The 25,775-nt window shown below is 73.0% G+C and carries 27 protein-coding genes; 12 read left to right on the top strand and 15 right to left on the bottom strand.

The genetic code is table 11. The features are described 5' to 3' along the window. Positions 1 to 284: 284 nt before the first annotated feature. The gene (locus ACZ6R9_RS13200; protein WP_380485708.1) at positions 285 to 647 is read left to right on the top strand and encodes a UBP-type zinc finger domain-containing protein; all 363 of its coding nucleotides are present in this window, start codon (positions 285 to 287) and stop codon (positions 645 to 647) included. 148 nt (positions 648 to 795) lie between these two features. Next, a complete protein-coding gene (locus tag ACZ6R9_RS13195; RefSeq protein WP_380485710.1) occupies positions 796 to 1,143 on the top strand; it encodes a MazG-like family protein in 348 nt (115 codons plus the stop codon). Between the two features lie 94 nt (positions 1,144 to 1,237). Here the strand turns inward: ACZ6R9_RS13195 and ACZ6R9_RS13190 are convergent, their stop codons facing one another. Then, positions 1,238 to 1,369: a DUF6126 family protein gene (locus ACZ6R9_RS13190; RefSeq protein WP_380485712.1), complete on the bottom strand. Its 132-nt coding sequence runs from the start codon at positions 1,367 to 1,369 to the stop codon at positions 1,238 to 1,240. 140 nt (positions 1,370 to 1,509) lie between these two features. Between ACZ6R9_RS13190 and ACZ6R9_RS13185 the strand changes: the two genes are divergently transcribed. Continuing rightward, positions 1,510 to 2,292 (top strand): SGNH/GDSL hydrolase family protein, encoded by a 783-nt coding sequence (locus ACZ6R9_RS13185; RefSeq protein ID WP_380485713.1) that lies wholly within the window; start codon positions 1,510 to 1,512, stop codon positions 2,290 to 2,292. 270 nt (positions 2,293 to 2,562) lie between these two features. Here ACZ6R9_RS13185 and ACZ6R9_RS13180 read toward each other — a convergent pair whose 3' ends face one another. Beyond that, a complete protein-coding gene (locus tag ACZ6R9_RS13180) occupies positions 2,563 to 2,973 on the bottom strand; it encodes an organic hydroperoxide resistance protein (protein WP_380485715.1) in 411 nt (136 codons plus the stop codon). A 301-nt stretch (positions 2,974 to 3,274) separates the two neighbouring features. Between ACZ6R9_RS13180 and ACZ6R9_RS13175 the strand changes: the two genes are divergently transcribed. After that, a complete protein-coding gene (locus tag ACZ6R9_RS13175) occupies positions 3,275 to 3,703 on the top strand; it encodes a MarR family winged helix-turn-helix transcriptional regulator (protein ID WP_465538266.1) in 429 nt (142 codons plus the stop codon). A gap of 157 nt (positions 3,704 to 3,860) precedes the next feature. Here ACZ6R9_RS13175 and ACZ6R9_RS13170 read toward each other — a convergent pair whose 3' ends face one another. The 3 genes from ACZ6R9_RS13170 to ACZ6R9_RS13160 all read right to left on the bottom strand — a co-directional run bounded on the left by ACZ6R9_RS13170 (position 3,861) and on the right by ACZ6R9_RS13160 (position 7,485). Then, complete coding sequence (locus tag ACZ6R9_RS13170) at positions 3,861 to 4,880, bottom strand: acetamidase/formamidase family protein (RefSeq protein ID WP_465538214.1); 1,020 nt, start codon at positions 4,878 to 4,880, stop codon at positions 3,861 to 3,863. Further along, entirely contained in the window at positions 4,877 to 6,280 is a 1,404-nt protein-coding gene (locus ACZ6R9_RS13165; RefSeq protein WP_380485718.1) for an APC family permease, read from the bottom strand. Before ACZ6R9_RS13165 ends, ACZ6R9_RS13170 begins: the two co-directional genes overlap by 4 nt. Before the next feature lie 128 nt (positions 6,281 to 6,408). Continuing rightward, entirely contained in the window at positions 6,409 to 7,485 is a 1,077-nt protein-coding gene (locus tag ACZ6R9_RS13160) for a substrate-binding domain-containing protein (protein ID WP_465538213.1), read from the bottom strand. Positions 7,486 to 7,563: 78 nt separating this feature from the next. Here ACZ6R9_RS13160 and ACZ6R9_RS13155 point away from each other — a divergent pair, with 78 nt between their 5' ends. Next, positions 7,564 to 8,088, top strand: coding sequence for a MarR family winged helix-turn-helix transcriptional regulator (locus ACZ6R9_RS13155; RefSeq protein WP_465538212.1), 525 nt, complete (start codon positions 7,564 to 7,566; stop codon positions 8,086 to 8,088). Between the two features lie 89 nt (positions 8,089 to 8,177). Here ACZ6R9_RS13155 and ACZ6R9_RS13150 read toward each other — a convergent pair whose 3' ends face one another. Then, entirely contained in the window at positions 8,178 to 8,447 is a 270-nt protein-coding gene (locus ACZ6R9_RS13150; protein ID WP_465538211.1) for a DUF2630 family protein, read from the bottom strand. A gap of 208 nt (positions 8,448 to 8,655) precedes the next feature. On the opposite strand from ACZ6R9_RS13150, the gene ACZ6R9_RS13145 reads away from it, so the two are divergent. Continuing rightward, a complete protein-coding gene (locus tag ACZ6R9_RS13145; RefSeq protein WP_465538210.1) occupies positions 8,656 to 9,045 on the top strand; it encodes an SCO5389 family protein in 390 nt (129 codons plus the stop codon). A gap of 68 nt (positions 9,046 to 9,113) precedes the next feature. On the opposite strand, the gene ACZ6R9_RS13140 is transcribed toward ACZ6R9_RS13145, so the two are convergent. After that, positions 9,114 to 10,547, bottom strand: coding sequence for an MFS transporter (locus ACZ6R9_RS13140; protein ID WP_465538209.1), 1,434 nt, complete (start codon positions 10,545 to 10,547; stop codon positions 9,114 to 9,116). Positions 10,548 to 10,938: 391 nt separating this feature from the next. Here ACZ6R9_RS13140 and ACZ6R9_RS13135 point away from each other — a divergent pair, with 391 nt between their 5' ends. Beyond that, positions 10,939 to 11,538, top strand: coding sequence for a TetR/AcrR family transcriptional regulator (locus ACZ6R9_RS13135; protein WP_465538208.1), 600 nt, complete (start codon positions 10,939 to 10,941; stop codon positions 11,536 to 11,538). A 55-nt stretch (positions 11,539 to 11,593) separates the two neighbouring features. Here the strand turns inward: ACZ6R9_RS13135 and ACZ6R9_RS13130 are convergent, their stop codons facing one another. Next, positions 11,594 to 12,199, bottom strand: coding sequence for a TIGR03086 family metal-binding protein (locus tag ACZ6R9_RS13130; RefSeq protein ID WP_465538207.1), 606 nt, complete (start codon positions 12,197 to 12,199; stop codon positions 11,594 to 11,596). Between the two features lie 61 nt (positions 12,200 to 12,260). Next, positions 12,261 to 12,830, bottom strand: a complete 570-nt coding sequence (locus tag ACZ6R9_RS13125; RefSeq protein WP_380485734.1) for a DJ-1/PfpI family protein — start codon at positions 12,828 to 12,830, stop codon at positions 12,261 to 12,263. A gap of 234 nt (positions 12,831 to 13,064) precedes the next feature. Here ACZ6R9_RS13125 and ACZ6R9_RS13120 point away from each other — a divergent pair, with 234 nt between their 5' ends. Beyond that, positions 13,065 to 13,865 carry a tyrosine-protein phosphatase gene (locus tag ACZ6R9_RS13120; protein WP_465538206.1) on the top strand — a complete coding sequence of 267 codons (801 nt, stop codon included), beginning with the start codon at positions 13,065 to 13,067 and terminating at the stop codon, positions 13,863 to 13,865. A 40-nt stretch (positions 13,866 to 13,905) separates the two neighbouring features. Here the strand turns inward: ACZ6R9_RS13120 and ACZ6R9_RS13115 are convergent, their stop codons facing one another. Both ACZ6R9_RS13115 and ACZ6R9_RS13110 read right to left on the bottom strand, forming a co-directional pair. Then, the gene (locus ACZ6R9_RS13115) at positions 13,906 to 14,592 is read right to left on the bottom strand and encodes a VOC family protein (RefSeq protein WP_465538205.1); all 687 of its coding nucleotides are present in this window, start codon (positions 14,590 to 14,592) and stop codon (positions 13,906 to 13,908) included. A 64-nt stretch (positions 14,593 to 14,656) separates the two neighbouring features. Beyond that, a complete protein-coding gene (locus tag ACZ6R9_RS13110; protein ID WP_380485740.1) occupies positions 14,657 to 15,661 on the bottom strand; it encodes a PHP domain-containing protein in 1,005 nt (334 codons plus the stop codon). Positions 15,662 to 15,836: 175 nt separating this feature from the next. Here ACZ6R9_RS13110 and ACZ6R9_RS13105 point away from each other — a divergent pair, with 175 nt between their 5' ends. Next, positions 15,837 to 16,763, top strand: coding sequence for an AurF N-oxygenase family protein (locus ACZ6R9_RS13105; protein WP_465538204.1), 927 nt, complete (start codon positions 15,837 to 15,839; stop codon positions 16,761 to 16,763). Positions 16,764 to 17,753: 990 nt separating this feature from the next. Next, positions 17,754 to 19,247, top strand: coding sequence for an MFS transporter (locus ACZ6R9_RS13100; protein ID WP_380485744.1), 1,494 nt, complete (start codon positions 17,754 to 17,756; stop codon positions 19,245 to 19,247). Between the two features lie 20 nt (positions 19,248 to 19,267). On the opposite strand, the gene ACZ6R9_RS13095 is transcribed toward ACZ6R9_RS13100, so the two are convergent. Both ACZ6R9_RS13095 and purB read right to left on the bottom strand, forming a co-directional pair. Continuing rightward, positions 19,268 to 19,975 (bottom strand): RlpA-like double-psi beta-barrel domain-containing protein, encoded by a 708-nt coding sequence (locus ACZ6R9_RS13095; protein WP_465538203.1) that lies wholly within the window; start codon positions 19,973 to 19,975, stop codon positions 19,268 to 19,270. Between the two features lie 197 nt (positions 19,976 to 20,172). Beyond that, positions 20,173 to 21,612, bottom strand: coding sequence for an adenylosuccinate lyase (gene purB, locus ACZ6R9_RS13090; RefSeq protein WP_380485748.1), 1,440 nt, complete (start codon positions 21,610 to 21,612; stop codon positions 20,173 to 20,175). 130 nt (positions 21,613 to 21,742) lie between these two features. Here purB and ACZ6R9_RS13085 point away from each other — a divergent pair, with 130 nt between their 5' ends. Both ACZ6R9_RS13085 and ACZ6R9_RS13080 read left to right on the top strand, forming a co-directional pair. Then, the gene (locus ACZ6R9_RS13085) at positions 21,743 to 23,965 is read left to right on the top strand and encodes a HelD family protein (RefSeq protein WP_465538202.1); all 2,223 of its coding nucleotides are present in this window, start codon (positions 21,743 to 21,745) and stop codon (positions 23,963 to 23,965) included. A gap of 32 nt (positions 23,966 to 23,997) precedes the next feature. Then, a complete protein-coding gene (locus ACZ6R9_RS13080; protein WP_380485752.1) occupies positions 23,998 to 24,354 on the top strand; it encodes a DUF6204 family protein in 357 nt (118 codons plus the stop codon). A 7-nt stretch (positions 24,355 to 24,361) separates the two neighbouring features. Here ACZ6R9_RS13080 and ACZ6R9_RS13075 read toward each other — a convergent pair whose 3' ends face one another. Together ACZ6R9_RS13075 and ACZ6R9_RS13070 are read right to left on the bottom strand one after the other, a co-directional pair. After that, the gene (locus tag ACZ6R9_RS13075; RefSeq protein WP_465538201.1) at positions 24,362 to 25,279 is read right to left on the bottom strand and encodes a DUF2797 domain-containing protein; all 918 of its coding nucleotides are present in this window, start codon (positions 25,277 to 25,279) and stop codon (positions 24,362 to 24,364) included. Between the two features lie 11 nt (positions 25,280 to 25,290). Next, positions 25,291 to 25,734 carry a MarR family winged helix-turn-helix transcriptional regulator gene (locus tag ACZ6R9_RS13070; protein ID WP_380485756.1) on the bottom strand — a complete coding sequence of 148 codons (444 nt, stop codon included), beginning with the start codon at positions 25,732 to 25,734 and terminating at the stop codon, positions 25,291 to 25,293. Positions 25,735 to 25,775 lie beyond the last annotated feature (41 nt).

Raw genomic sequence — 25,775 nt, 5'->3', positions numbered from 1 at the left:
GGCGCAGGCCCCGAAGTTGAATCTACAGCACTGTAGAACAGGACGGAATCCACCTTCGCACCGGCCACACCCCAAAAGGCCACCACCCGCCACCGGAGCTGACGGCACGCCACCACACCCGACGCACCGCACGCGACATACCGGCCGACACCACACCGCCCCGCCCGATCATCGGATCGGTAATCGCGGACCCGAGCCCCGGCACCCCCGCCGCGCCGCGCCGGGACCGACTAACGGGCATCGCCCGCCACCCCCGGCATACCCTTTCCGCGGAGGTGCCCGAGATGAGTGAAGACACGACGATCCCCGGTATCGACCCGACGGTACCGCCCAGCGGCGACGGTTGCATGGAGTGCCTGGCCGGCGAAGGCCAGGGCTGGTGGTTCCACCTGCGCAGGTGCGCGGCGTGCGGACACATCGGATGCTGCGACTCCTCACCGTCCCAGCACGCCACCGCACACGCCCGGTCGGCCGGCCACCCGTTCCTGACCAGTTTCGAGCCGGGCGAGGACTGGTTCTGGAACACCGAGACCGAACAGTTCTACGAGGGCCCGCCGTTGGCCGGCCCGTCCGCGCACCCGGTCACCCAGCCCACCCCGGGCCCGGCCGGCCGCGTCCCGTTCGACTGGCAGCAGCGCCTGCGCTGACTCCCCGCCCCACCGCAACCGACCGTACCCGCGCCACCGTCCGCGCCGGGTACGGTCGGTTGCGGTGCGAGGCAGGCAGGCAGGCAAGCAGGCAAGCGCAGCTGCCCGCACACACCGAGCGCACGGACGACGGCGGAGGGGCGGGAACGTGGACGCGCAGCAGTGGGAGACGGTGCGGCGGCTGGCGGCGTGGCTGGCCGAGGGCAGTACTCAACCCCCGGAAATGCAGCGGGTGTTGCAGTGCCTGAAGATCAGCGAGGAGGCGGGCGAGGTGGCCGAGGCGGTGATCGGCGCGCTCGGCCAGAACCCGCGCAAGGGCTTCTCGCACACCTGGGACGACGTGGCGGGCGAACTGTGCGACGTCGTGATCACCGCGATGGTCGCGCTGGTCCGGGTGCACCCGGACCCGGCCGCCGCCTTCGACGCGCACCTGGCCAAGGTCGCCGCCCGGGCGCTGCCCGCACCGGAGGCCGACACCGACACTGCCCTGCGCTGAAGCCACGCGCCGAAACCCTGCGCCGAAACCCTGCGCCGAAACCCTGCGCCGAAGCCCCGCGCCGAAGCCCCGCACCGAGAAGGAACGCAGCCCGTCAGTGCTTCCCGACGGCGAACAGCAGGAGCACGAATCCGGCAAACACGTGGGTGCCCACGATGTAGATCAGCGCGCGGATCAGCATCTGCTTGCGCCGCGCCTTCTCCTCGCGCACAGCGTCGCTGGCCACGCGGTCCTCCTGTAGTCCGGTCCCGTCCATCGTTCTGACCTATGCAGGGTAGCGCCGCGCGGGCCCGTGGCGGAGATCACGGGGAACTTAGGGCCACCTACGGTGGCGTAGGTCACTTCACACAGTGAACTATCTCTTCCATGGCCGACTACCAGGAGACCCTCGACATCAGTTCCTACGCCGCGCTCGGTGACAGTTTCACCGAGGGCTTGAACGACCCCGGCCCCGACGGAAAGTTCGCCGGGTGGGCCGACCGGCTGGCCGGAATGCTGGCCGAGCGGCGCCCGGATCCCGATCTCCGCTACGCCAACCTTGCCGTGCGCGGCCGCCTGCTGGACCAGATCGTCACGGAGCAGGTCCCCAAGGTCCGCCAACTCCAGCCCGATCTGGTGACCTTGTGCGCCGGCGGCAACGACATCCTGCGCCCGGGCAGCGACCCGGACCTGATCGCCGAGCACTTCGAGTCGGCTGTCCTGGAGCTGCGCGAGAACGCCGGGACGGTGCTGATCTGCACCGGCTTCGACACCCGCAACGTGCCGGTGCTGCGCCACCTGCGCGGCAAGGTCGCCACCTACAACTCGCACCTGTGGGCGATCGCCGACCGCAACGGTCTCGCCGTCGCGGACCTGTGGTCGCTGCGCGCGGTGCACGACCGCCGGGCCTGGTCGGAGGACCGGCTGCACCTGTCGCCGGAGGGCCACCAGCGGGTGGCGCTGCTGGCGGCGCGCGCCCTCGGCCTGACCGAGATCGACGACCCCGAGGCCGCCTGGCCGCCGGTGCCGGTCACCACCCCGGCCGAGCAGCGCCGCGAGAACCTCCAGTGGGCACGCACCTACCTGCTGCCGTGGGTGGGCCGCCGCCTGCGCGGCGAGTCGTCCGGCGACCACATCGAGGCGAAGCGCCCGGACCTGCTCCCGCTCTGACCCGGCCCAGTCAAACCTGACCCCAACCCGGCCCCGCCCAAGGCCCAGCCCGGCCCAGCGCGAGACCCAACCGGCCCAGCGCGAGACCCAACCGGCCCAGCGCGAGACCCAACCGGGCCGCGCGCGAGACCCAACCCGGCCCAACCCGGCCCCGCCAGGCCCGACTTCGGCCCGGCCGTGCGCCGAAAGTCCCTGGGCACCACTGCGGGCCGCCCCGCCCCCACGCGGTAAAGCGGCCCGCAGTCCCCAGGTGAGACCCCTTGCCTCGCCTTACTCGACGACCAGCTCCACCGGAACGTTCCCGCTGATCGCCTTGGAGTACGGGCAGACCTGGTGCGCCTGCTTGACCAGCAGCTCACCGGTCTCGCCGGCCAGCTCCTCCGGCAGTTCCACCCGCATGACGACGGCGAGGCCGAAGCCGCTGTCGTCCTTGCCGATGGTGACCTCGGCGGTCACCGAGACCTCCGAGATGTCGATCTTCGACTGACGGGCGACCAGGCCGAGCGCACCCGAGAAGCACGCCGCGTACCCGGCGGCGAACAGCTGCTCGGGGTTGGTGCCCTCGCCGCTGCCACCGAGCGCGGGCGGCGGGGAGAGCTTGAGGTCGAGCTTGCCGTCCGAGGTGACGGAGCGCCCCTCGCGGCCGTTCGAGGTGGCAACTGCGGTGTAGAGCGGTTCCATTCCGAGCTCTCCTGTCGTCCTTGTGTGATCCCAGACCGGTGTCCAGGTCCGGCAAGCGTGTCCGCCGGCGCCGTCCCCGGCCTGCCCTGCCCCATAACTACAGCACACAATTCAATTGCGCACAACCAAATCGCCCACTTGCTACCCTTGAACCATGACCAGGCACGAGGAGAACCGAGCCCCGACGGGACCCCACGAGGCCGCCGAGGCCGCGACGCCCGTGACAACCGCGACGCCCACAACACTCGCGACGCCCACGACGCCCACGACGCTGGACGAACTCGCGGCCGCGGGCTCCGACATGCTCCTGCTCGACCAGCAGATCTGCTTCTCGCTGAGCGCCGCCTCCCGCGCGTTCGGCAGCATCTACCGGACGGCGCTGAAGGATCTCGGCCTGACGTACCCCCAGTACCTCGTGATGCTGGTGCTCTGGGAGCACGACGAACTGCCCGTCAAGCAGCTCGGCGAGCGCCTGCGGCTGGACTCCGGCACGCTCTCCCCGTTGCTCAAGCGGCTGGAGGCGACGGGACTGATCGTGCGCGAGCGCAGCCCGCAGGACGAACGGTCGGTGATCGTCTCGCTCACTCCGGCCGGCCGCGACCTGCGCGAGCCCGCCCGCGCCGTCCCGCGCCACATCGGCGCCGCGGCCGGACTGCCCCTCTCCGACCTGCGCACCCTGCGCGAACTGCTCACCCGGCTGACCGCGAACCTGGACGCGGCCGGCGCCTGAGCGTCGAGGATCCCCGCCACCCGGGCGCCGGAGCCACACCGCAGGAACGACCGGCACCTACCGGCACACCTACCGCTGCCGCAGGAACGACCGGCGCCCACTGGCACACCTACCGCTGCCGCATGAACGACCGGCGCCCACCGGCACCTACCGGCGCCTACCGCTGCCGCAAGTACGCCGCCGCCGTCGCGCGCAACCGCTCGTGCAGACCGTCGTACGCGCGGACCCGGCCGAGGACGGACTTCGGCAGCTTGGCGACCATCGTGTAGCTGGTGTCGCAGACGTTCGCGGCCGGCGCCAGTCCGGCCTGGCTGACCAGCTGGTACGCGTCGAGCTGGTCCAGGCCGAGGAGTTCGCCGGCCCAGCCGACCAGGTCGTGCTGGCTGATCCGGAACGCGTCCTCCAGCGGTCGGGCGGAGCCGGTGCTGATCAGGTGGTCGTCGCTCTCCAGCCGGGGCCAGGCCGGTCCGCCGCCCTTGATCAGGTCGACGATCACGGTGGTGCGCATCGCCGCCTCGACGGCGGTGCCGCACACCTCGCCCTCGCCCTGGCGGGCGTGGCCGTCGCCGATGGCCAGCAGGCCGCCCTCGACGTTGACGCCGAAGTAGGCGGTGGTGCCGGCCCGCATCTCGGGGGTGTCCAGGTTGCCGCCGTGCGCGCCGGGCGTGATCGAGGCCAGCACCTCGCCGGCGGCGGGGGCGACGCCGACGGTGCCGTGCATCGGGTCCAGCGGCAGCGCGACGGTGAAGTCGCCGTTGCGGGCCCGGAAGTGGCACAGGCCGGCGGCGACGTCCAGGTCGTAGACCCAGACCCGTTCCTCCAGCGCGGGGTGCAGCATCGCGGTCCGGTGGGTGGCGGTCAGCGCGCCGAAGTGCGGGAAGGTGCTGGAGATGCCGTGGTCCCGGGCGGGGGTGATCTCCACGAAGTGCACCGCGAGGACGTCCCCGGGCTGGGCCCCGGCCACGGCGATCGGGCCGGTGACGGGGTTGAGGTACGGGAAGACGCAGACCTGGCTGGGCAGGTCGCCGACGCCGCGCACCTTGCCGCCGAAGCAGTCCTCGGTGGTCAACTCGACGATGCTGCCGGGCTGAACGGTGGTCAGCGGGGCGCGTCCACCGAAGGTGTAGGCCCAGTCCTCCGGCGCGGGGGTCAGCTGGACGATCTCGGGCAGGGTCACTTGTCGGTCTCCTCGGAAGTGGTGGTGACGGCCAGTCGGGGCTTGCGGCCGGTCAGCATCAGACCGGCCAGCACGATCCCGCCGATCAACAGCCAGACAAATCCGAGCCGTTGGGCCGCGATGTTGGCGTTGACGACCACGTAGCCGAGGATCGCGAAGCCGAGCAGCGGCGCGATCAGGTGGCGCCAGTAGTCCTTGCTGCGCCGACGGATCAGGTAGTGGACGACGACGGCGACGTGCAGCACCAGGAAGGTGGTCAGCGCGCCGAAGTTGACCAGGGTGCTGAGCAGGGTGATGCCGTCGGCGCGCGAGGCCATGTACAGGCCGAGCACCAGCGAGATGCCGGCGGTCAGCAGGGTGGCGTTGACGGGCACCCGGCGGGTGGGGTGGATCCTGGCGAGGAATCGCGGCAGTTGGCGGTCGCGGGCCATCGCGAACAGCAGCCGCGAGGTGGCGGCCTGGGCGACCAGGGAGTTGGCGAAGCCCCAGGCCACGGCGGTGGACGCGGCGGTCAGGGTGGCCAGCCAGCCGCCGCCGGCGGTGCGGGCGGCGTCGTAGAAGGCGGTGCCGTTCGGGTCGCCGTCGGCGATCAGCGCGTCCGGGTCGGCGACCAGCAGCGAGGCCACCCAGGTCTGCACGATGAACAGCGTGCCCGCGAGCAGCAGCGCGGCCACCATCGACCGGCCGATCGCTTTGGTGGAGTCGCGGTTCTCCTCCGAGAGGGTGGAGATGCCGTCGAAGCCGAGGAAGCTGAGCACGGCGATCGAGACCGCGCCGAACGCCACGCTCCACGAGAAGGTGTGCGAGTCGTACAGCGGCGTGAAGTCGAAGCCCCGGCCCTTGCCGTTCGCCAGCGCGATCACGCCGACCACCAGGAACAGGGCGAGCACGACGAGTTCGCCGATCAGCACGGCCTTGTTGACCTTCGCGGTGGTCTCGATGCCCAGGTAGTTGACGACGGTGTTGAGCAGCACGAAGCCGATCAGCCACAGCCAGACCGGGACGGACGGCACCAGCGAGTTCATCGCGACGCCGGCGATCAGGTAGAGCAGGCCGGGCACCAGCACGTAGTCCAGCAGGATCATCCAGCCGGACAGGAAGCCGACCGGTGCGCCGATGCCGCGTCCGGCGTAGGTGTAGACCGAGCCGGCCATCGGGAACGCCCGGCTCATCTGGGCGTACGACAGGGCGGTGAACATCATCGCCACCATGCCGAGGATGTAGGCCAGGGCGACCATGCCGCGGGAGCCCTGGAAGACGCCGCCGAAGATGCCGAAGGGGGCGATCGGCACCATGAAGACCAGCCCGTAGACGAGCAGGTCGGTGAAGGTCAGGGACCGGCGCAACTCCTGTTGGTAGCCGTAGTTCTCGATGCCCTGGTGCGCGGGTGTGTCGGCCATGGTGCTCTCTCTCCGTGACGACCCTGCGGGTGTGTGGGGAGACTGTAGAGCGAAGTATTTCCATATGGAAGAGTTTTGGGACGGCGTTCCACCGGCCGAGAACGTGAGCGTGCGACCGTACCCGCAGGTCAGCAGGCACCCAGCGGCGGCAGGACGGCGAATCCGGCGCCCTCGGCCCGGGCCAGATGCACGGTGCGCCGCGCTCCGCCCAGCAGTCGGCCGGCCGCCCGCGCCAGGCCGTGCGGCTCCAGCGCGTGACGGTGGGCGAGCGCCGCGAGCAGCTGCAGTCCGTCGTACAGTCCGACCGCGTACGCGTCCAGAACGGGCGCCCACGGCCCGCACAGCGCCCGATGCCGCTCACCGAGCAGCTGCCGGGGCTCCTCGGCCAGGGTGGCGAAGGACGGCATGGCGGCGTACAGCGTTCCGGTGTCGTCGCCGCCGAGCGCGAGCAGACCGTTCTCCTCCAGCGCCCCGGACAGCCTGACGAGCCGGCGGTCGAGTCCGCTGCGGCGCAGCGCGCGGTTGAAGTGGACCAGGTCGCGGCCGATCAGGCTGAGCAGCAGGGCGTCGGCGCGGGCCGTGCGCAGCGCTTCGAGCAGCGGTTCGACGGCCGGTTGGACGGCCCCGAACGGGACGCGGCGCTCCAGTACGATCCGGGCTCCGGCACGGCTGGCGTGGGTGGCGGCGGCGCGGTGGACGGAGCGCGGCCAGATGTAGTCGTTGCCGATGAGCGCCCAGCGGCGCAGCTGGTGACGCTCCGTCAGCACGCTTATTCCAGCGGCGAGTTGTCCTGATGGGTCGGTGCCGGTGCACAGCACGCCGGGGCGGCGGGTGCCGCCCTCGTGCGGCGGGGTGTAGATGTAGGCGGTGCGTCCGGCGGCGACGGTCTCGACGGCACGGTGGACGTCGCTGGTGTGGCAGCCGGCCAGGGCGTCGAGGGCTCCGGCGTCGAGCAGTCGGCGGACTTCGGTGGCGACGGGGCGGGGTGCGCCGCCGCCGTCGATCAGGACCAGGTCGAGTGGGCGGCCGAGGATGCCGCCGCGGGCGTTGATCTCGTGCGCGGCGAGCAGTGCGCCGTCGAGTGCGGAGGGGCCGGTCAGTCCGAGCGGGCCGGACTGCGGTACGACGAGGCCGACCCGGAACGCGCCGTCCGGTCTGGGGAGGTGGAGCGCGTCGAGCGGGTCGACCAGCCTGGCATCCAGCATCACCAGTGCGAGTATGGTCGGGATGTCGGCCCCGGGAAAGCCCGCGAGGCTCGGGGGACCTGGGAACGGGAGGGCCGGATGGCCACGCAGGGCGCCGCCGCGAACGCAACTGCCGCCGCCGCGAACGCAGCCGCCGCGGGCGTGCCCGGGGCGGCCGCGCGCGGGGCGGCCGCGCACACGATCGCCGCGCCGGGTCCGGCGGGTTCGCCGCCGCTGCTGGTGGAGCTCGTGGCGCTCGCCCACCGCCGTCTCACCTCCGGCCTGGCGACGGCGCTCGCCGAAGAGGACTGCACGGTCGACCAGTGGCGGGTGCTGCGGGCGCTCGCGGACGGCGAGGGCCGGGCGATGGGCGAGTTGGCGCAGGCGCTGCTGATTCCGCAGGCCAGTCTGAGCCGCCTGGTCGATGCCCTCGCGGATGCCGGGCTGGTCTACCGGCGCCAGGACGAGCGGGACCGCCGCCGGATCACCGCCCACCTCTCCCGCCAGGGCCGCACCCGCCTGACCCGCCTCGACGCCCTCGCCGCCGCCCACGACGCCGCCGTCCGCGCCGCCTGCGGCCGCCCCGACCCGTCCGGTCCGCTCACCCGCCTCGCGTCGGTCTGACACCACCCCGGCCCGGCCACGAACGTCTGCGGCGCGGCTGGGGCCGGTCTCCAGGCCCGCGTCGCAGGGCAGCCGGTTTGAAGACCGGCCTAGGACTCGTAGCGCTCGACCTCCTCGACGCTGCGCACGCCGGCCTGGTTCGGGTCCTCGCCGGCGTCGGTGCGGGCGCGGCGTTGGCGCAGCAGGTCCCAGCACTGGTCGAGTTGTTCTTCCAGGTCTTTGAGTTCGCGCTGTTCGGTGGACTGGTCGATGCGTCCTTCGGAGAGCGCGGCGCGCAGTTTCCGTTCCTCGTCGACCATGGCGCTGATCCGGTCCAGGATGCGGCGGTCGGTGCCGCCGGCCTTGCCCTGCTCGTCCATCGGGGGCCTCCTCACGGTCCGCCTGTTCCTCACTCTAGGAAGCCGCGATGTGGGCCGCCACCAGGGCGGATCGGGGATGGCTCCCCTGCCGTGGCGTGGCGCCTTGGTCCGAACGGGGGAGCGTAATTGACAGGGCGTCGGAGGGCTTGCCAGGATCACTTATTGAAAACGACTTCCACTTCCATTCACCTCCGAAGGGCCCACCCCCATGTCGCTGGACGTCTCCCCCTCCCTGCTCTCGCTGGCCGAACGCGACGAGGTCGCCGACGCCGACTTCCTCGCCACCGTCCGCACCTCACTGCCCTACGCGTACCGGCTGGTCAACGACCTGACGGCGGAACTCGCCACCAGCGACGCCGAGTTCGCGGACAACACGGTCGCCCCGACCGACACCGAACGCGCCCAGCTGCTGCGCGCGCTGGCCAGCGACTCGATCCGCGGGGCGCTGGAGCGGCACTTCTCGGTGAAACTGGCCTTCCAGAACTGCCACCGCCTGGCGGTCTTCCACCCGAACGCCGAAAACACCGCCGCCTACCGGGGGTTCACCTCCGTGCGGGCCCAACTGCTGAACCAGTCACCGGAGTTGCGGGACTGCTGACCATCACGGCACAAGGCCGCCGCCCTGCGCTTGCACCGGGGCGGCGGCACCCGCACGTCCAACTCGGCTCATCCGAGGGTGACTTCGTTGTCCCGCTGGGCCGCGGCGGGCTCCACGGGCGCGGGTACCGGCCGGGCGCCCCGGGTCGGCACCAGCAGCGCGGCGAGCGCCGCGGCCAGGCAGAACGCCGCGAGCAGCGCGAAGCCGTGGGTGTAGCCGGACTCCATCGGGCGGCCGGAGGGCTGGAGGTGGCCGGTGACCAGGCCGGTCATCAGCGCGGCGCCCATCGAACCGCCGATGGTGCGGATGTTGGCGTTCATGCCGGTGGCGGCGCCGGTCTGCGCGGGCGAGACACTCTGCACGATCAGGTTGCTCATCGAGGCGAACGCCAGGCCGACGCCGAGCCCGAACACGCCGGCCGCGACAGCGATGTCCGCCGGCGTGTCGTGCCGGGCGGCGAACAGCGCGCAGGCCACGGCGCACAGCAACGCACCGGTGACCAGCTGCGCCTTGGCGGGGAAGCGGCCGGCCAGGCGTCCGCCGAGGATGCCGGAGACGAACATCGCACCGACCATCGGCAGCATCAGCAGGCCGGCGCCGGTGACGGTGGAGCCGAAGCCGTAGCCCGCACTGGCGGGGGTCTGGACGAAGCCGGGCAGGAACGCCCACACGGCATACATGCCGCCGCCGAACAGCAGGGCCGCGGTGTTGGTGGTCCACACGGCGGGCAGCCGCATCACCCGCAGGTCGATCAGCGGGTTGCGCGAGCGGGCCTCGTTCACCACCCAGAGCGCGAACAGCACCACGGCGGCGGCCAGCAGACCCAGCACCCGGGCCGATCCCCAGCCCCACTGAGCGGTCTGACTGACCGGCAGCAGCAGAGCGACCAACCAGCCGGAGAGCAGTACGGAGGAGATCCAGTCGACGCCGCCCTCACCGCGGGTCGGCGACTCGGGGACGTAGCGCCAGGCGAGCAGCACGGTGGCGGCCACCACGATGACGGGGATCCAGAACAGCCAGCGGTAGTCCAGCGCGCCGACGATCGGCCCGGCCAGCACCATGCCGAGGCCACTGCCGACGGCGATCACGGCGGACAGGTTGCTGATGCCGGTGGGCACCCGCCCGGCCGGGAACTCGTCACGGATGATGCCGAAGGACAGCGGGAACACCGCACCCGCGATGCCCTGGAGAACGCGCGCGATCAGCAGCACCGCGATGTTGGGGGCGAGCGCGGCCACCAGGCAGCCGGTCAGCAGCGCGACCAGCGCCGCGACCAGGGTGCGCTTCTTGCCCACCAGGTCGCCGACCCGGCCGAGGATCGGGGTGAACACGGACGCGGACAGCAGGTAGGCGGTCATCACCCAGGTGACGGTGGACTGCGAGGTGTGCATCGCCTCCTGGACGATCGGCAGGGCCGGCGTGATCAGCGACTGGAGCAACGCGAACACGCCCGCCCCGACGGCGAGCACGCCGAAGGTGAGGCGGTGGGACTGGCGATTCATCGAACCCTCTCGGGACTCGGGTCGCGGCGCACGGGAACAACGGCACGCCACGGCGCACAACTGGCAGGCAGACACCCGGACGAGCGGGCGGTGGTGCGGAGAAGGAGCAGTGATCCATCGGGCGAACGATCAATGCCCGTACGGTCAACGCGAATTGACGACAGTGGTGCAGGTTCCGTCAGCCCTGATTGACGACTGCGGTGCAGGCTCGGTCAACCCCGGTTGACGACAGCGATGCCGACACGGCGCGCCGACCCAAGCCGACATGCGCCGACCCAAGCCGACATGAACAGCCCGTCGCCGACCGGACGGCAGGCCGAAACCCGGGCCCCGATGCTAAAGTCGAGGCATGCCTCCAGATTAGCGGAGGTGAGCCTCCGGTTCAATCCGGATGTGTCGAAACGAGGTCACCGTGTCCGAGCCGATCTCCGTCGGCGAGTTCCTCGCCGCCCAGCGCCCGCGCCGCGCCGACGCCGCGCGCAACTTCGACGCGCTGCTCGCCGCCGCCCGCGAGGCCTTCGCCGAACACGGTGCCGAAGCCTCCCTGGAGGACATCGCCCGCCGGGCCGGCGTCGGCATCGGCACCCTGTACCGCAACTTCCCCACCCGCCGGCACCTCTTCGAGGCCGTCTACGCCAACGAGGTCGAGGACCTCGGCCGGGTCGCCGCCGGCCTGGCCGGCCAACCCTCCTGGGACGCCCTGATCACCTGGCTGCACCGCTTCGTCGACTACGCCATGACCAAGCGCGCCATCCGCGAGGCCCTCCAGGGCGAGGAGTCCGGCGTCTTCTTCGCCTGCCGCCAGTCCATGTACGACGCCGGCACCCCCCTCCTCCTGCGTGCCCAGCAGGACGGCACCGTCCGCACCGACATGGACATGGACGACCTGCTCCGCCTGGTCTCCGGCATCGCCTCGGTCGCCTTCCCGGACGACAAGCAGCGCGCCCGCGTCCTCGCCATCGCCCTGGACGGCATCCGCCCCCGCGCCTGACCCGTCCCTTCCCTGGCGCCCCCTCGCCCTGACGCCCCCTCTCCCCGGCGCTGCCTCAGTTGTCGCGGAACGGGTGCGCCGCGTCGCGTCCCACCAGGCCCAGCAGCCGGGTCTGCGGATCGGCGTCGTCCGGCACCGGCACCGCATCCGCGAACAGGCCCGAGGCTGCCAACATGCCTGCCTGCGGGGCGAGTTCGTCCAGGGCGAAGCTCGCGGCCGCCGGGTCCATCCGGGCGTCGGCGCCGATCCCGGTGGCCAGGTCCCAGCTGTGCACGATCGCGTCCACCGTCATCTCCCGGGCGTACCCGGCCGCCCGCCGCCGTCCGTAGGAGAGGTGCACGGTGCGCCGCAGCGCGCCGGGGACGGCGAACGCGGCCCGGGCGGCGTCGGCGGCGGCCGTCCACGCCGCCACCGGGTCGTCGCCGAGCACCTCCCCGTCGTAGCGGTCGCCGACCTCGGCGATGGTGGCGCCGTTGAGCAGGTCCGGCACCCACAGCTGTTCGTAGGTCAGGTGCCCGACCAGTTGGCGGACCGTCCAGTCGGTGCACGGCGTGGGAGCCTGCCAGCGGTCGTCGGGCACGGCGCGGACCAGCCGGCCGAAGTGGTCCAGGGCCTGGGCGTGCAACGCAAGCAGGGCCTGGTCGTCGAGGTGTGTCGCCATGGGCCCCACGCTTGCCCGCCCGCGACTTCCGGGCAAGGCGACACCCCGCGCTCCGGACGGACTACTCGTTGACCGGGGCCTTCTCGCGCAGCAGCTCCACGAACGCGCGCATCCAGCCCGGGTGGTCCGGCCAGGCGCGGGCGGAGACCACTGTGCCGTCCACCACCGCGTCCCCGTCCACGAAGCTCGCCCCGCCGGCGGCCACGTCCGGTTCCAGCGCCGGGTACGCGGCGGTGCGGCGGCCGGCCATCGAACCCGTCCGCAGGGTGATCAGCGGGCCGTGGCAGATCTGCGCGAGCGGCTTGTCGTCGGCGACGAAGTGCGCGACGATCCGCTGCACCTCCGGGTTGTTGCGCAGGTACTCGGGCGCCCGGCCGCCGGGCAGCACCAGCGCCACGTACTGCGCCGGGTCCACCTCGTCGAACGCCAGGTCGGCGGGCCAGGTGTAGCCGGCCTTCTCGGTGTAGGTGTCGAAGCCGTCGACGAAGTCGTGCACCACGAACTGCAGGGTCTTCCGGGTGGGCGCGGCGATGTGCACCTCGTAGCCCTCCTCCAGCAGCCGCTGGTAGGGGTAGAACACCTCCAGCGACTCGGCGGCGTCGCCGGTGATGATCAGGATCTTCGCTGCCATTCGGGGCTCCCGTTCCTTCCGCGCGTTCGGCACACCGCCCACCCCGGCGGGGCCCGCGCTGCCCACCCTGCCCGCTGACGCGCCGTCAATCAATGGGGCGCGCGCAGCACGGCGCGCCGCCCGGCGTGCGCTCCGCCGCTCGGTGCAGCATCCCGCCCGGCCGGGGGTACTCCGGGGGCGACCCGCCCGGGGCGCGCCTAGCGTGCTGGCAAGTCCGCCGGCAGGGAGGTCGTCATGCAGCACTCGCACATCATTGACTCCGCCACCGTCGCCAACCTGCGCGATCTCGGCGGCATCGACCTGCCCGGCGGCGCCCGGGTGCGCTCCGGACTGGCCTTGCGCTCCGGCCAGTTGGACCGGCTCGACCCGACCGGTGACCCGATGTTCGAGGCGCTCGGCGTGCGCACCGTGATCGATCTGCGCAGCGGCGCCGAACGCGCCGCCTACCCGGACCGGGTGCCCGGCGGGGCGCACCTGCTGGTCGCGGACGTGCTCGCCGACCGGGCGGGCAACGGCGTGGCCACCGCGCTGACGGCCGCGCTCGCCGACCCGGCCACCGCCAACCGCACCCTCCGCGGCGGCCGCGCCGCGCTCGCCCTGCGCGAGGACTACCGCGCCTTCGTCACCTCCGCCGCCGCCCGGCACGCCTACAAGCAGCTGCTCACCGCCCTCGCGCACCAGGGCGGCGGCCCGGTGCTGTTCCACTGCACGGCGGGCAAGGACCGCACCGGCTGGGCCGCCACCTTGATCCTGCTGCTGCTCGGCGCGGACGAGGAGACCGTGCGCACCGAGTACCTGTCCGTCGATCCGGCGGTGCACGTCCGGTACGCGCCCTTGCTGGAACGTTTCCTCGCGGGGGGCGGCGACCCGGAGATCGCCGACGCGATCCTCTCGGTCCGCGCCGAGTACCTGGCCGCCTCCCTGGACACCCTCACCGACCACTGGGGCGACCCGGAGAGCTACGCCCGGGCCGGCCTCGGGCTCAAGGACGAGACCCTGGAGAGCCTCCGCAACCGCCTGATCCGGACAGCCTGACCCGGACAGCCTGACCCGGACAGCCTGACCCGGGCCGGCGTCAGCCCGCCGCGCCGGCCGCGCCGACGCAGACCTCGTTGCCCTCGGGGTCGGCCAGCACCCAGAGGCCGGGGGCGTGCTCGTCCGTCACCAGGCGCCCGCCGGCGGCGAGCGCGGCGGCGACCCGCTGCTCCGCGACGTCGTACGGCACCCATACGTCCACGTGCACCCGGTTGCGCTGCGGCCGGGGCTCGTCCATCTGCTGAAAGTAGAACGGCGCGCCGCGGCGGGCCGGGTCGATCAGGTCCTCGGGGCTCCCGGCCCGGTCGCGGTAGCCGAGCACGGCCCGCCAGAAGGCGACCACGGTGGGCATGTCCAGGGCGTCCACGGTGACCTGCACGGTCTGCACGGCGTGCGGCTCGGCGGCGGCGCCGAGTTCGCGGGCGGCGGCGGAGATCCGGCGGGCCAGCTCGATGTGGTGCTCCGTCAGCCCGTAGTAGTCCTCGCCTGCCGCGATCAGGCGGACGGTGACGCCCTCGGGACGCAGGTCCACGTCCGGCGCGCCGAGGCCGTCCACTGCGGTGGCGATGGCGGCCACCAGCCGGGTCCCGTCGGCGAAGGACGCGGTGCGGAAGAACGTGCACGCCCCCTCGCCCAGGACCCGCCAGTCCTCCGTGCCGGGCGCGGCATGGAAGGCCAGCGGCCGGATCCTACTGTCGGTCGCCGCCTGAAGCTGATGATCATTCATCCGAGCAGCGTAGCGCCGCACTCCGACAATGTGATCACCGCGATTGTGATCACCGTGAATGCGATCACCCCGCTGCGGTCCAGGCCAGTAGGTGATCGACCGACCAGGCGGTGATGATCCGCTCGGCGTCCAGGCCCAGCGCGGCGGCGCGTTCGCAGCCGGTGATCTGCCAGTCGAGCTGGCCGGGGGCGTGCGCGTCGGTGTCGATGGAGAACAGGCAGCCGAGGTCGGTGGCGAGGGTGAGCAGGTCGTCGGGCGGATCCTGGCGGTCGGGGCGGCAGTTGATCTCGACGGCGGTGTCGTGCTCCCGGCAGGCGGTGAAGACCGCCTCCGCGTCGAACTCGGACTGCGGGCGCGGCTTTCCGCCCAGTCGCCGCCCGGTGCAGTGGCCGAGCACGTCGACCAGCGGGTTGCGGACGGCGGAGAGCATACGGCGGGTCATCGCGGCGCGGTCCATCCGCAGCTTGGAGTGCACCGAGGCGACCACCACGTCCAGCCGGCCGAGCAGTTCCTCGTCCTGGTCGAGCGAGCCGTCGTCGAGGATGTCGCACTCGATGCCGGTGAGCAGCCGGAACGGGGTGAGCCGGCCGTTCAGATCCTCGATCACGTCGAGCTGTTCGCGCAGCCGCTCCGCGCTCAGGCCGCCCGCGACCGTCAGGCGCGGCGAGTGGTCGGTGAGCACGGCCCAGCGGTGCCCGAGGCCGCGGGCGGTGCGCGCCATCAGTTCGATCGGGGCGCCGCCGTCGGACCAGTCCGAGTGCAGGTGACAGTCCCCCTGGAGCTTCTCGCGCAGCCGGAGCGCGGCGGTGGACGGCGCGGTCCCGGCGGCGGCCCGGGCCTCGGCCTCCAGCAGGTACTGCGGGGTGCGGCCCGCCGTGGCGTCGGCGATCACCCGGGCGGTGACGGGTCCGACGCCCGGGAGGCGTTCGGCGGTGGCGACGTCGACCGGCCCCGCGGGCAGCCGAGTGGCGGCTTCGGCGGCGGTGCGGAACGCCTTGACCCGGTACGGGGAGGCAAGTTCACGCTCCAGCAGGAAGGCGATGCGTTCCAGGGCGGTGACCGGATCCATGCGGCCAGTCTGCGCGGGGCCGCAGGGGGTCGCATGCGGGCCGCAGCCGGACGGCCGTGGGGCGCGGGCCGAACGACTGCGGGGCCGGTGATCTGCGCCAAACCCTTGTTGACACTCTGTCTCATTGGTTTACTCCTCCTGGAGCCCCTGCCCCCGCCACCTCCGGAGCCCGCCCATGCCCGACACCGCAGCCCCCACCGGGACGATCGCCCAGCAGCGCAACGCCGACCGCGAACTCAACGCCGCCCGCCTGCTGCGCGCCTCCGCCAAGCACTCCTTCGACCCGCTCACCGAGATCGACTGGACCGCCCCCGTCGACCCCGACCTGTACGCGTTGCCCGCCCACCGCGTCGCCCTGTACGGCACCCCGCTCTGGGAACGCCTCGACGAACGGCAGCGGGCGCAGCTGAGCGTCCATCAGTTCGCCTCCACCACGGCGGCCGGCATCTGGTTCGAACTGGTCCTGATGGAGGGCCTGATCCGACACGTCTACGCGAACGACCTCACCACCGGGCACGCCCAGTACGCGCTGACCGAGGTCGCGGACGAGTGCCGGCACTCCACCATGTTCGCCCGCTACATCACCGCCACCGGCTACCCGTCCGCCCGCCCCACCAAGCGCGCGGACCGGCTCGGGCGGCTGCACTTCCTGCTCAACGACACCACGATGACCTTCGCCGGGGCGATCTTCGTGGAGGAGTTCACGGACGCGATGCAGCGGGAGATGATCCGCGACGAGAGCCTGCAGCCGCTGGCCCGCTCGGTCGCCCGGATACACGTCGTCGAGGAAGCCCGGCACATCGGCTACGCCAAGCCGGAACTCGAACGCCGCTGGGCCCGAATGCACCCCGCCCGCCGCGTCCTCTTCCGCCGCGCCCTCGCGACCCTGGCCCGCCAGTCCGTCGCCGAGATCGTCCACCCCCGCGTCTACACCCTCGCCGGCCTCGACCCCACCGAGGCCCGCCGCGCCGCCGCCACCAACCCGCACTGGCGCCAGGCTCGCATCGACTGGTCGCGCAAGGCCCTCGACTTCTTCACCGACCTCGGCATCATCACCCCGGCCACCACCCGCCACTGGCGCCGCGCCGCGCTCTTTTCCTGACCTCGCCCTGCCCGCCCACCCGCCCACCCACCCACCCGGCACCCCACCGCCCAACAGTCGCCCTGCGGGCGGCACGCCGGGCCGCAACACGGGAAAAGCAGCCTGGGCCCACCGCGGGCCCCGCTGCCTGCGGGCGGCCGGGGCCGTCTCCCGGGAGCTCCGCGCCACCGAGCCACAGGCCGGTCCCGTCCGCTTCGCCCCGTGCCGCCCCCGGCACGCCGCTGCCGACTGCTGGGGCACCGCTCTCCGCGCGCCCGCCGACCGACACCCGCACACGGGCCCCGCCACCCGAACGTGCATCCGCCCCACATACCGGTCCCGACCGCCTGCGCAACACTCCCGCTCGCCCAACCGCCCCCGCCACCCGAGCCACCCGAGCCACCCGCAGGGCAACTCCCCGCAGCACCGCCCGCCCCTCCCGGACTCCGCACCGACACCCCGGAGGCCACCCTGCCCGAGAGCCGCCCCAGCCACCCCAGCCGCCCCAGCCGCCCCAGGGCAACTCCCCCACAGCACCACCCGCCCTCCCAGGCTCCGCACTGACACCCCGGAGGCCACCCTGCGCGAGCCGCCCACAGGGCAACTCCCCCGCCCCTCCCGTCCTCCGCACCGACGACCCGAAGGACACCCCGCCCCAGCCGCCCGAACCACCCCAGCCGCCCCAGCCGCCCCAGCCGCCCCAGGGCAACTCCCCGCAGCACCGCCCGCCCCTCCCGTCCTCCCCGTCGGCGGCCCGGAGGCCACCTCACCCCTCCCTCCTCAGCCGCCCGCAAAGCACTCCCCTCCTCCCCTCCAGCCACCCACGGACCATCACCCCCGGCCACCCCTACCGAGCCCACCGTCCCCATCGCACCGCAGGGCACTCTCTCCTCCTCCGCCCCCAGCCGCCCGCAGGGCAACCTCAACCTCCCCGGCCGCCCGCGTCGCGCTGCCGCCCGGAGGGCGTAGCGGGGTGGTGTCGGGGGCGGGTTCTGACGGAGGATTCGTTGCGTGAGCGATGCGGCGGGTGTGGCCGGCGGGATTCGGCTGGGGACGGGGCGTGGGCGGTGGGTCGTCGCGGCGACGGCGCTCGGGTCCGGGATGGCGTTGCTGGACGGCACGGTGGTGAATGTCGCGTTGCCACGGATCGGCGAGGACTTGGGGGCGAGTCTCGCCTCGTTGCAGTGGACGATCAACGCCTACATGCTGACTCTCGCCGCGCTGATCCTGCTGGGCGGTTCGCTCGGTGACCGCTACGGCCGCCGCCGGGTGTTCCTGATCGGGGTGTGCTGGTTCGCGCTGGCCTCTGCGGGGTGCGCCGCGGCGCCGACCGTCGAGGTGCTGATCCTGGCCCGGGCGCTTCAGGGCATCGGCGGGGCGTTGCTGACGCCGGGTTCGCTGGCGATCCTTCAGGCGGTGTTCCACGAGGACGACCGGGCGGGTGCGGTGGGCGCGTGGTCGGGTTTCGGTGGCGTCGCGGCGGCGGTCGGGCCGTTTCTCGGCGGCTGGCTGGTGGACGGCCCGGGCTGGCGGTGGATCTTCCTGCTCAATGTGCCGCTGGCGGCTGTCCTGGTGGCGGTGACGGCGCGTCATGTCCCGGAGAGCCGCGACCCGGACGAGGAGGGCCGGTTCGACGTGCTGGGTGCGCTGCTCGCGGCGCTCGCCCTGGCGGGGATCACATATGCGCTGACGGAGGCGGGTTCCGGCCTGACCCCGGGGGCGGTCGTCGCGGGGCTGGCGGGTGTCGTGCTGACCGCCGCGTTCATCTTCGTCGAGCACCGTTCGCCGAATCCGATGCTGCCGCTGTCGCTGTTCCGGTCCCGGCTGTTCACGGCGGTCAATCTGGTCACGTTGTGCGTGTACGCGGCGTTCAGCGGGGTGTTCCTGCTGTTGACGGTGCAGTTGCAGATCGTCGCCGGGTTCACGCCGCTGCTGTCGGGGGTGGCACTGGTCCCGATCACGGTGCTGATGCTGCTGTTCTCGGGGCGGGCGGGGCAGTTCGGCCGCGCGGTCGGGCCCCGGTTGCCGCTGACGGCGGGGCCGTTGCTGGTGGCGGCGGGGGTGCTGCTGATGCTGCGGATCGGCCCGGACGCGAACTACTGGCTGGACGTGCTGCCCGCGGTGACCGTCCAGGGCGCGGGTATGACGCTGCTGGTGGCGCCGCTGACGGCGACCGTCCTCGCCGCGGTGGATGTGCGTCGCGCGGGCATCGCGTCGGGGGTGAACAACGCGGCCGCGCGCGCCGCGGGTCTGTTCGCCGTCGCCGCGATCCCGCCGTTGGCGGGCCTGAGCGGCGAGGCGTACCGGATCCCGGCGGAGGTGGACAGCGCTTTCCGTACCGCGATGCTGATCTGCGCCGGCCTGCTCGCCGCCGGTGCCCTGCTGGCCTTCGCCACCATCCGCGCGGACGCCCTCACCCCGCCTCACCCGATCGCCGAACCGGACTGCGACTGGTACTGCGCCCCGACCTCCCCGCCGATCCATCCGAACAGCGAGGAGGCCTGAGGGCGCGTCTCCCGAGGCCGTTACTTCAGGACGGCGGTCACGGTGGGAATCGGCATCGTGTGGGGCCCCGTCGGGCCGGGGGTGGGCGCCCCGGTCGGCTGCTGCGGCGCCGTCGTCGTCGGGCCGGGGGTGGGCGCCCCGGTCGGCTGCTGCGGCGCCGTCGTCGTCGGTGCGGGGTAGACCGGCGCGGGAGGTTTGATCGGTACCCCGGTGGGCGCGGGCTTCTGCGTGACCGGTGTCCCGGTGGGCGTGGGCGCCTTCGTGGTGCCGCTGGGGGCCGGCATGCTCGTGCCGCTGGGTCCCGGCGCCGGAGGCGTCGTCGTCGCTCCCGGGCCCGGTGAGTTGTCGACGTACCCCCAGCTGACGTCGATGGGACCGCCGTTGGGGTCACCGCCGAGCGCCAGGAAAGCCCCGCGCGACAGATCGAGGTCGTGCAGCGGCATGCCGGCGGGCCCGCGGTCGACGACGGTCGCGACGATCGACGTCCCTCCGTGCTGGATCCAGACCGACTGGAAGCAGTGCGGCGTCGAGTATCCGTTGCCGTACTCGGTGGGGCTCAGTGCCACCACCAGGTCGCCCGGTGCGGACGTCACGCCGCAGGCGCCGAGACCCACGGGGTAGTACGTCGCCCGTCCCGTGTAGGCCGCGCTGGGCGAGGCCGTCACCAGCGTGAGGCCGCCGGCGAGCAGCAGCGCAGCCGCTCCGGTCTTCGCCATTCGTGCCCTCATGAACTCCTCTTTCTCTGCCTGCCCGCGCCAACCGGCGCCGGCAGACCCTACGCTCGCAGCCCCCGCTCACGCCTGACTCACGTTCGACGTGCGCGGGCCTGTTCAGCGGCGTGCCGCCCGGTCGTCGCATGCACGGAAGCCCCGGAGAGCTCCTGCGGGTGCAGGGCCTTCCGGGGCTTCGCGAAGGGGGCGGAGCGTCAGAGAATGTCGCCCGGCGCGTACGTGGCGGCCTCGGGGTGGGCGGCGGCGACGGCCTCGATGCGGCGGACGAGTTCGCCGACCTGGGCGGCGGCGGCGCCGGTGAAGGAGAGGCGGTCGGCCAGCAGGGCGTCGATCGCCTCGCGGTCGAGCGGGATCCGGGCGTCGGCGGCGAGCGCCGGGACGAGGGTGTTCTCGCGGGCGCCCTCGCGCATCGCCAGCGCGGCGGCGACGGCGTGCTCCTTGATGACCTCGTGCGCGGTCTCCCGGCCGACACCGGCCCGGACGGCCGCCATCAGGACCTTGGTGGTGGCCAGGAACGGCAAGTAGCGGTCGAGTTCGGCCTCGATGACGGCGGGGAAGGCGCCGAACTCGTCGAGGACGGTGAGGAAGGTCTCCAGCAGGCCGTCGAAGGCGAAGAACGCGTCCGGCAGCGCGACCCGGCGGACCACGGAGCAGGAGACGTCGCCCTCGTTCCACTGGTCGCCGCCGAGCTCGGCGGTCATCGAGGCGTAGCCGCGCAGGATGACGGCGAGGCCGTTGACGCGCTCGCAGGAGCGGGTGTTCATCTTGTGCGGCATCGCCGAGGAGCCGACCTGGCCGGCCTTGAAGCCCTCGGTGACCAGCTCGTGGCCGGCCATCAGGCGGATCGTCTTGGCGATGCTGGACGGGCCGGCGGAGAGCTGGACCAGGGTGGAGACCACGTCGTAGTCGAGCGAGCGCGGGTAGACCTGGCCGACCGAGGTGAAGACGTTGTCGAAGCCGAGGTGGCCGGCCACCCGGCGCTCCAGCTCGGCCAGCTTCTCGGCGTCGCCGCCCAGCAGGTCGAGCATGTCCTGCGAGGTGCCGACGGGGCCCTTGACGCCGCGCAGCGGGTAGCGGGCGATCAGCTCTTCCAGGCGGGCGAAGGCGACCAGGACCTCGTCGGCGGCGGTGGCGAAGCGCTTGCCGAGGGTGGTGGCCTGGGCGGCGACGTTGTGCGAGCGGCCGGCCATCACGAGCTCGCCGTACTGGGCGGAGAGCCGGCCGAGGCGGACCAGGACGGCCACCGTGCGGTCGCGGACGTGCTCCAGCGACTGGCGGATCTGCAGCTGCTCGACGTTCTCGGTGAGGTCGCGCGAGGTCATGCCCTTGTGGATCTGCTCGTGCCCGGCGAGTTCGGAGAACTCCTCGATGCGGGCCTTCACGTCGTGCCGGGTGACCTTCTCGCGGGCGGCGATGGACGCCAGGTCGACCTGGTCGACGACGCGCTCGTAGTCGGCGATCGCGGTGGGCGGCACCTCGATGCCGAGGTCCTGCTGGGCCTTCAGGACGGCCAGCCACAGGTGGCGCTCGAGGACCACCTTGTGCTCGGGGGACCACAGCTGGGCCAGGGTCGCCGAGGCGTACCGGGAGGCCAGGACATTGGGGATCTTGGGCTTCGCGCTCACGCTTCGCAAGCCTAACAGTCGAGGTCAGGAGCTCGTGCAGCGCATCCACCGTGCGGGCGGGCAGGCGGACGGGTAGCATGGCCGGTTGCATCCAGTTTCACATGCCACTTCACAACTTCCTCAGGGCTAGGATATCACGTTGACCGAACAGATGGCAAGCGACGCCGTCCTCGCGGCCGAACTCCGTACCGAGCAGCGCCGGTTGACGGAGCTGTACGCCCGCCTGGACACCCTGCGCGAGCAGGCCCGCACCGACCTGGAGCAGGCCGGCGCCGAGCACACCGGGCCGGGCGGCACCCAGCAGGCCCGGCTGGAGCGGGAGGTGGTGCTCGCCGAACGCACCCGCCGGCTGGCCCGGCTGACGGCCGTCGAGCGCGGCCTGTGCTTCGGCCGGATCGACGGCCGCGACGGCACGGTCCGCCACCTCGGCCGGATCGGCCTGCTGGACGAGGAGTTCGAACCACTGCTGCTGGACTGGCGGGCCCCGGCCGCCCGCCCGTTCTACACGGCGAGCGCCGCCGACCCGGCCGGCCTGCTGCGCCGCCGCCACCTGCGCACCCGCCGGCGGGAGGTGGTCGGTCTGGACGACGAGGCGTTCGACCTGGACGCGCTGGGCGCCGACGGCCGGCGCACCCTGGTCGGCGAGGCGGCGCTGCTGGCCGAACTGCGCCGGGCCCGAACGGGGCGGATGCGCGAGGTGGTGGCGACCATCCAGGCCGAACAGGACCGGGTGATCCGCTCGGGGCTGCACGGCACGGTGGTGGTGCACGGCGGGCCCGGCACCGGCAAGACGGTGGCCGCGCTGCACCGGGCCGCGTACCTGCTGTACACCCACCGGGAGGTGCTGGAGCGGCGCGGCGTGCTGGTGATCGGCCCGAACCGGGCGTTCCTGCACTACATCGAGGAGGTGCTGCCCTCGCTGGGCGAGACGGAGGTGCTGCTGCGCACCCTCGGCGAACTGTTCCCGGGCGTGCGCGCGGTTGACGCGGACCAACCGGAAACCGCTTTCCTGAAGGGTTCGCCGAGGATGGCGGACGTCCTCGCGGAGGCGGTGCGCCTGCACCAGCGGCTGCCCGCCGGGGACGGCCTGATCGAGGCACTCGACCTGCCGCTCCCCCACCGGCTGCTGGCCGTGGCCCGGGAGCGCGCCCGCGGCCTGCGGCTGCCGCACAACGCGGCCCGCGCCGAGTTCCTGCGCACCGCCCTGCGCGGCCTGGCCCGCGCCCGCGCGGACGCGATCGGCCGCCCGTGGGACGAGGAGGAGGCCCGGTACGCGCCCGGCGAACTGTGGGCCGAGCCGGCGGTCCGGGCCGCCCTGGACGCACTGTGGCCGCTGCTGACGCCGCACCGGCTGGTCGAGTCGCTGTTCGCCGACCCGGAGCGCCTGGCCCCGTCCCTCTCCCCCGCCGAACGCGCCGCCCTGCACCGCGCACCCGGTGCGCCGTGGACGGTGGAGGACGTCCCGTTGCTGGACGAGGCCGCCGAACTGCTCGGCAGCGACGGCGCGGAGCAGCGCCGGGCCGCCGCCGAAGGGCGCCGGGCCCGGGCGAATGCCGAGGCGTACGCCCGAGGGGTGCTCCAAGTGACCGACCAGGAGGGCGAGTTGGACGCGGCCGCGCTGGCGGACCGGCACGCCGACGCCGGGCCGTACCGCTCGACGGCGGAGCGGGCCGCGGCGGACCGGGAGTGGACGTTCGGGCATGTGGTGGTGGACGAGGCGCAGGAGTTGTCGGCGCTGGCCTGGCGGATGGTGATGCGGCGGATTCCGACCCGTTCGCTGACGGTGGTCGGCGATCTGGCGCAGACCTCTTCGGCGGCGGGCGCGCAGGACTGGCAGGAGATGCTGGGCCGCTACCTGGGCACCCGCTGGCGGGAGGAACGGTTGAGCGTCAACTACCGCACGCCGGCGCCGATCATGGCGGTGGCCGCGGCGGTGCTGGCGGCGGTCGATCCGGCGGCGCGGGCCCCGGAGTCGGTGCGGGCGGAGGGGGAAGCGCCGCGGGCGGTCGTCGTCACGGACTACCCGGCGCAGCTGCCGGCCCTGCTGGCCCAGGACGGGCCGGGCACCACGGGCCTGGTGGTGCCGGACCGGCGGCTGGCCGAGCTGGCGCACCTGGGAGCGCTGACTGCCGCACAGTGCAAGGGACTTGAGTTCGACGCGGTGGTGGTGGCCGACCCGGCGGCGATCCTGGCGCAGTCCCCGCGCGGCGGCCACGACCTGTACGTGGCGCTGACCCGGGCCACCCGGCGGCTGACCGTCGCCCACCACGACCCGCTGCCGGAGCCGCTGCGGGCGGCCATCGAGCGGACGGGGCCCGAGCGGGCGGAGCCCGAACGGACAGGGTCGCCGAAAATGGGGTGATCGGGACAGCCGGAACGGGCTAGGGTCCCGCCATGACGACTCGTACGTTCCGGATCATGGTGCGCGGTTCCTTCGACGCCCTCACGCCCGAGCAGCACGCCGAACTGACCGCCGCGGCGGCCGAACACGACGTGCTGCAGGCGAAGTTCACCGACGAGGGGCATCTGACGTACGACCTGTCGGCGCGCCCGTTCTTCACCTTCCGGTTCCTGGAGTACGGGGAGGCGGAGGAGGACATCGTGGCGGCGTCGGTACGCGCGGAGACGGCGGCGGAGCTGTGGCTGACGGACCGGGGGTACGGCTACAAGAACCTGAAGTCGCAGGCGCAGGACATGTCGCTGGCGGCGGTCGGTGCCCGGGGCAAGCAGGAGGCCCGCAGGAAGGCCTGACGACCGGTCAGAACAGCGTGTCCTGCTCGGCGGCGGGGCGGGCCCGGGGCAGCAGGGTGAGGCCGTCGCAGGTGTCGGCGGCCTCGGCGTGCAGGGTCCAGCCGGTGAGCAGGCGGGTGTCGAGGAGCAGCGGGGGTCCGGCCGGCGGGTCGAGGAAGAGGTGGCCGCCGATCGGGCGGCGCAGTCGTCCGGTCAGGCGGGCGCCGTCGCTCAGTGCTTTGACCTGCTGGTACTGCTCGGGGGCGCCCGCGGTGAGGCCGTAGAGCTCGACCTGGTCGGTGACGGGGTGGTCGGGCAGCAGCGTGAGCGGGTGTCCTGCGAGGAGTTGGTGGGCGCGGGTGCGGCCGGCGGTGAGTTCGGCGTGCCGGTCGGCGGGGGTGGGCAGCGTCCACCAGGCGGGGTACTTGGCGGCGGCGGGGATCCGTTCGCGGGCCAGTTTGGCGTGGGCGACGGTGAGTTCGGCGCGGCGGACGGCGGGCAGCGGGCCGTGGGCGAGGAACGTCCAGGTGAGGGCGGCCTGTTCGAGCAGGCGGACGGTGCCGCGTTCTTCGGCGGTGAGGCCGACCTTGAGCAGCCCGGGGCCGAACCAGGCGAGGTAGAGGCGGTAGGTGCGGCCGTCGTCGAGGATGCGGTCGCGGGCGAGTTGCAGGCCGCGGTCGGCGTTCTGGCAGGTGGGGCACTGGGTGGTGGTGCCGTCGGGTTCGAGGTGCGCGTGGCGCGGGCAGGGGCGGTGGCCGCGGGCGGTGGCGGCGCCGGTGCAGCGGCGGGGGCCGGCGATCCGCCAGGCGACGGGGAGGCCGTCGGTGAGCGGCCGGGTGTGGCTGGTGCGGCCGTCGGTGGCGGTGAGGCGGGGTGCGCCGTCCTGCCAGCGCAGCCCGGTGGAGGTCCATCCGTTCGCCTGGTGCATCGGCTGAGCGTAGGTCATGCGACGGACAGTCAGGGGCGCAGCAGCGGCAGGACCTGTTGGCAGAGCCGGGACAGGGCGGTGCGTTGTCCGTCGTCGAGGCTGTCGAAGGCCTGGCGGGCGCGGGTCATGTCGTCGCGGATCCGGTCGAGGACGGCGCGGCCGTCCTCGGTGATGGTGACGATCTTGACGCGGCGGTCGGCGGCGGCGGCTTCGCGGCGGGCCAGGCCGAGTGCTTCGAGGCGGTCGACGATGCCGGTGACGTTGGAGGCGTCGCAGCCGAGGCGTCCGGCGAGGGCGCGCATGGGGACGGGTTCGAGGACGGCTTTGAGTGCTTTGGCCTGCGAGGAGTTCAGGCCGTGGCGGGCCGCGGCGGCGGCGAAGTCCTGGAAGTAGGCGGCGCCGACGGCCGCGACCTGTTCCATGAGTTCGGTGGTGGTGGGTGCGGCGGTGCCGGTGCCTGTGGTGCTGCCCATGGCGGTCAGGGTACGCCCATCGTTTCAGTGCCTCAAGTATT

Source organism: Kitasatospora sp. NPDC048662, from assembly GCF_055587065.1.
Note: the sequence above shows the minus strand (reverse complement) of the source record. Positions and strands in the feature narration are given on the sequence as shown.

Coding starts and splice junctions, on each gene's coding strand:
- ACZ6R9_RS13200 (WP_380485708.1), top strand. CDS start 285: ATGAGTGAAGACACGACGATCCCCGGTATCGACCCGACGGTACCGCCC.
- ACZ6R9_RS13185 (WP_380485713.1), top strand. CDS start 1,510: ATGGCCGACTACCAGGAGACCCTCGACATCAGTTCCTACGCCGCGCTC.
- ACZ6R9_RS13180 (WP_380485715.1), bottom strand. CDS start 2,973: ATGGAACCGCTCTACACCGCAGTTGCCACCTCGAACGGCCGCGAGGGG.
- ACZ6R9_RS13175 (WP_465538266.1), top strand. CDS start 3,275: ATGCTCCTGCTCGACCAGCAGATCTGCTTCTCGCTGAGCGCCGCCTCC.
- ACZ6R9_RS13165 (WP_380485718.1), bottom strand. CDS start 6,280: ATGGCCGACACACCCGCGCACCAGGGCATCGAGAACTACGGCTACCAA.
- ACZ6R9_RS13160 (WP_465538213.1), bottom strand. CDS start 7,485: ATGCTGGATGCCAGGCTGGTCGACCCGCTCGACGCGCTCCACCTCCCC.
- ACZ6R9_RS13155 (WP_465538212.1), top strand. CDS start 7,564: ATGGCCACGCAGGGCGCCGCCGCGAACGCAACTGCCGCCGCCGCGAAC.
- ACZ6R9_RS13150 (WP_465538211.1), bottom strand. CDS start 8,447: ATGGACGAGCAGGGCAAGGCCGGCGGCACCGACCGCCGCATCCTGGAC.
- ACZ6R9_RS13145 (WP_465538210.1), top strand. CDS start 8,656: ATGTCGCTGGACGTCTCCCCCTCCCTGCTCTCGCTGGCCGAACGCGAC.
- ACZ6R9_RS13140 (WP_465538209.1), bottom strand. CDS start 10,547: ATGAATCGCCAGTCCCACCGCCTCACCTTCGGCGTGCTCGCCGTCGGG.
- ACZ6R9_RS13135 (WP_465538208.1), top strand. CDS start 10,939: ATGTGTCGAAACGAGGTCACCGTGTCCGAGCCGATCTCCGTCGGCGAG.
- ACZ6R9_RS13130 (WP_465538207.1), bottom strand. CDS start 12,199: ATGGCGACACACCTCGACGACCAGGCCCTGCTTGCGTTGCACGCCCAG.
- ACZ6R9_RS13125 (WP_380485734.1), bottom strand. CDS start 12,830: ATGGCAGCGAAGATCCTGATCATCACCGGCGACGCCGCCGAGTCGCTG.
- ACZ6R9_RS13120 (WP_465538206.1), top strand. CDS start 13,065: ATGCAGCACTCGCACATCATTGACTCCGCCACCGTCGCCAACCTGCGC.
- ACZ6R9_RS13115 (WP_465538205.1), bottom strand. CDS start 14,592: ATGAATGATCATCAGCTTCAGGCGGCGACCGACAGTAGGATCCGGCCG.
- ACZ6R9_RS13110 (WP_380485740.1), bottom strand. CDS start 15,661: ATGGATCCGGTCACCGCCCTGGAACGCATCGCCTTCCTGCTGGAGCGT.
- ACZ6R9_RS13105 (WP_465538204.1), top strand. CDS start 15,837: ATGCCCGACACCGCAGCCCCCACCGGGACGATCGCCCAGCAGCGCAAC.
- ACZ6R9_RS13095 (WP_465538203.1), bottom strand. CDS start 19,975: ATGAGGGCACGAATGGCGAAGACCGGAGCGGCTGCGCTGCTGCTCGCC.
- ACZ6R9_RS13080 (WP_380485752.1), top strand. CDS start 23,998: ATGACGACTCGTACGTTCCGGATCATGGTGCGCGGTTCCTTCGACGCC.
- ACZ6R9_RS13075 (WP_465538201.1), bottom strand. CDS start 25,279: ATGACCTACGCTCAGCCGATGCACCAGGCGAACGGATGGACCTCCACC.
- ACZ6R9_RS13070 (WP_380485756.1), bottom strand. CDS start 25,734: ATGGGCAGCACCACAGGCACCGGCACCGCCGCACCCACCACCACCGAA.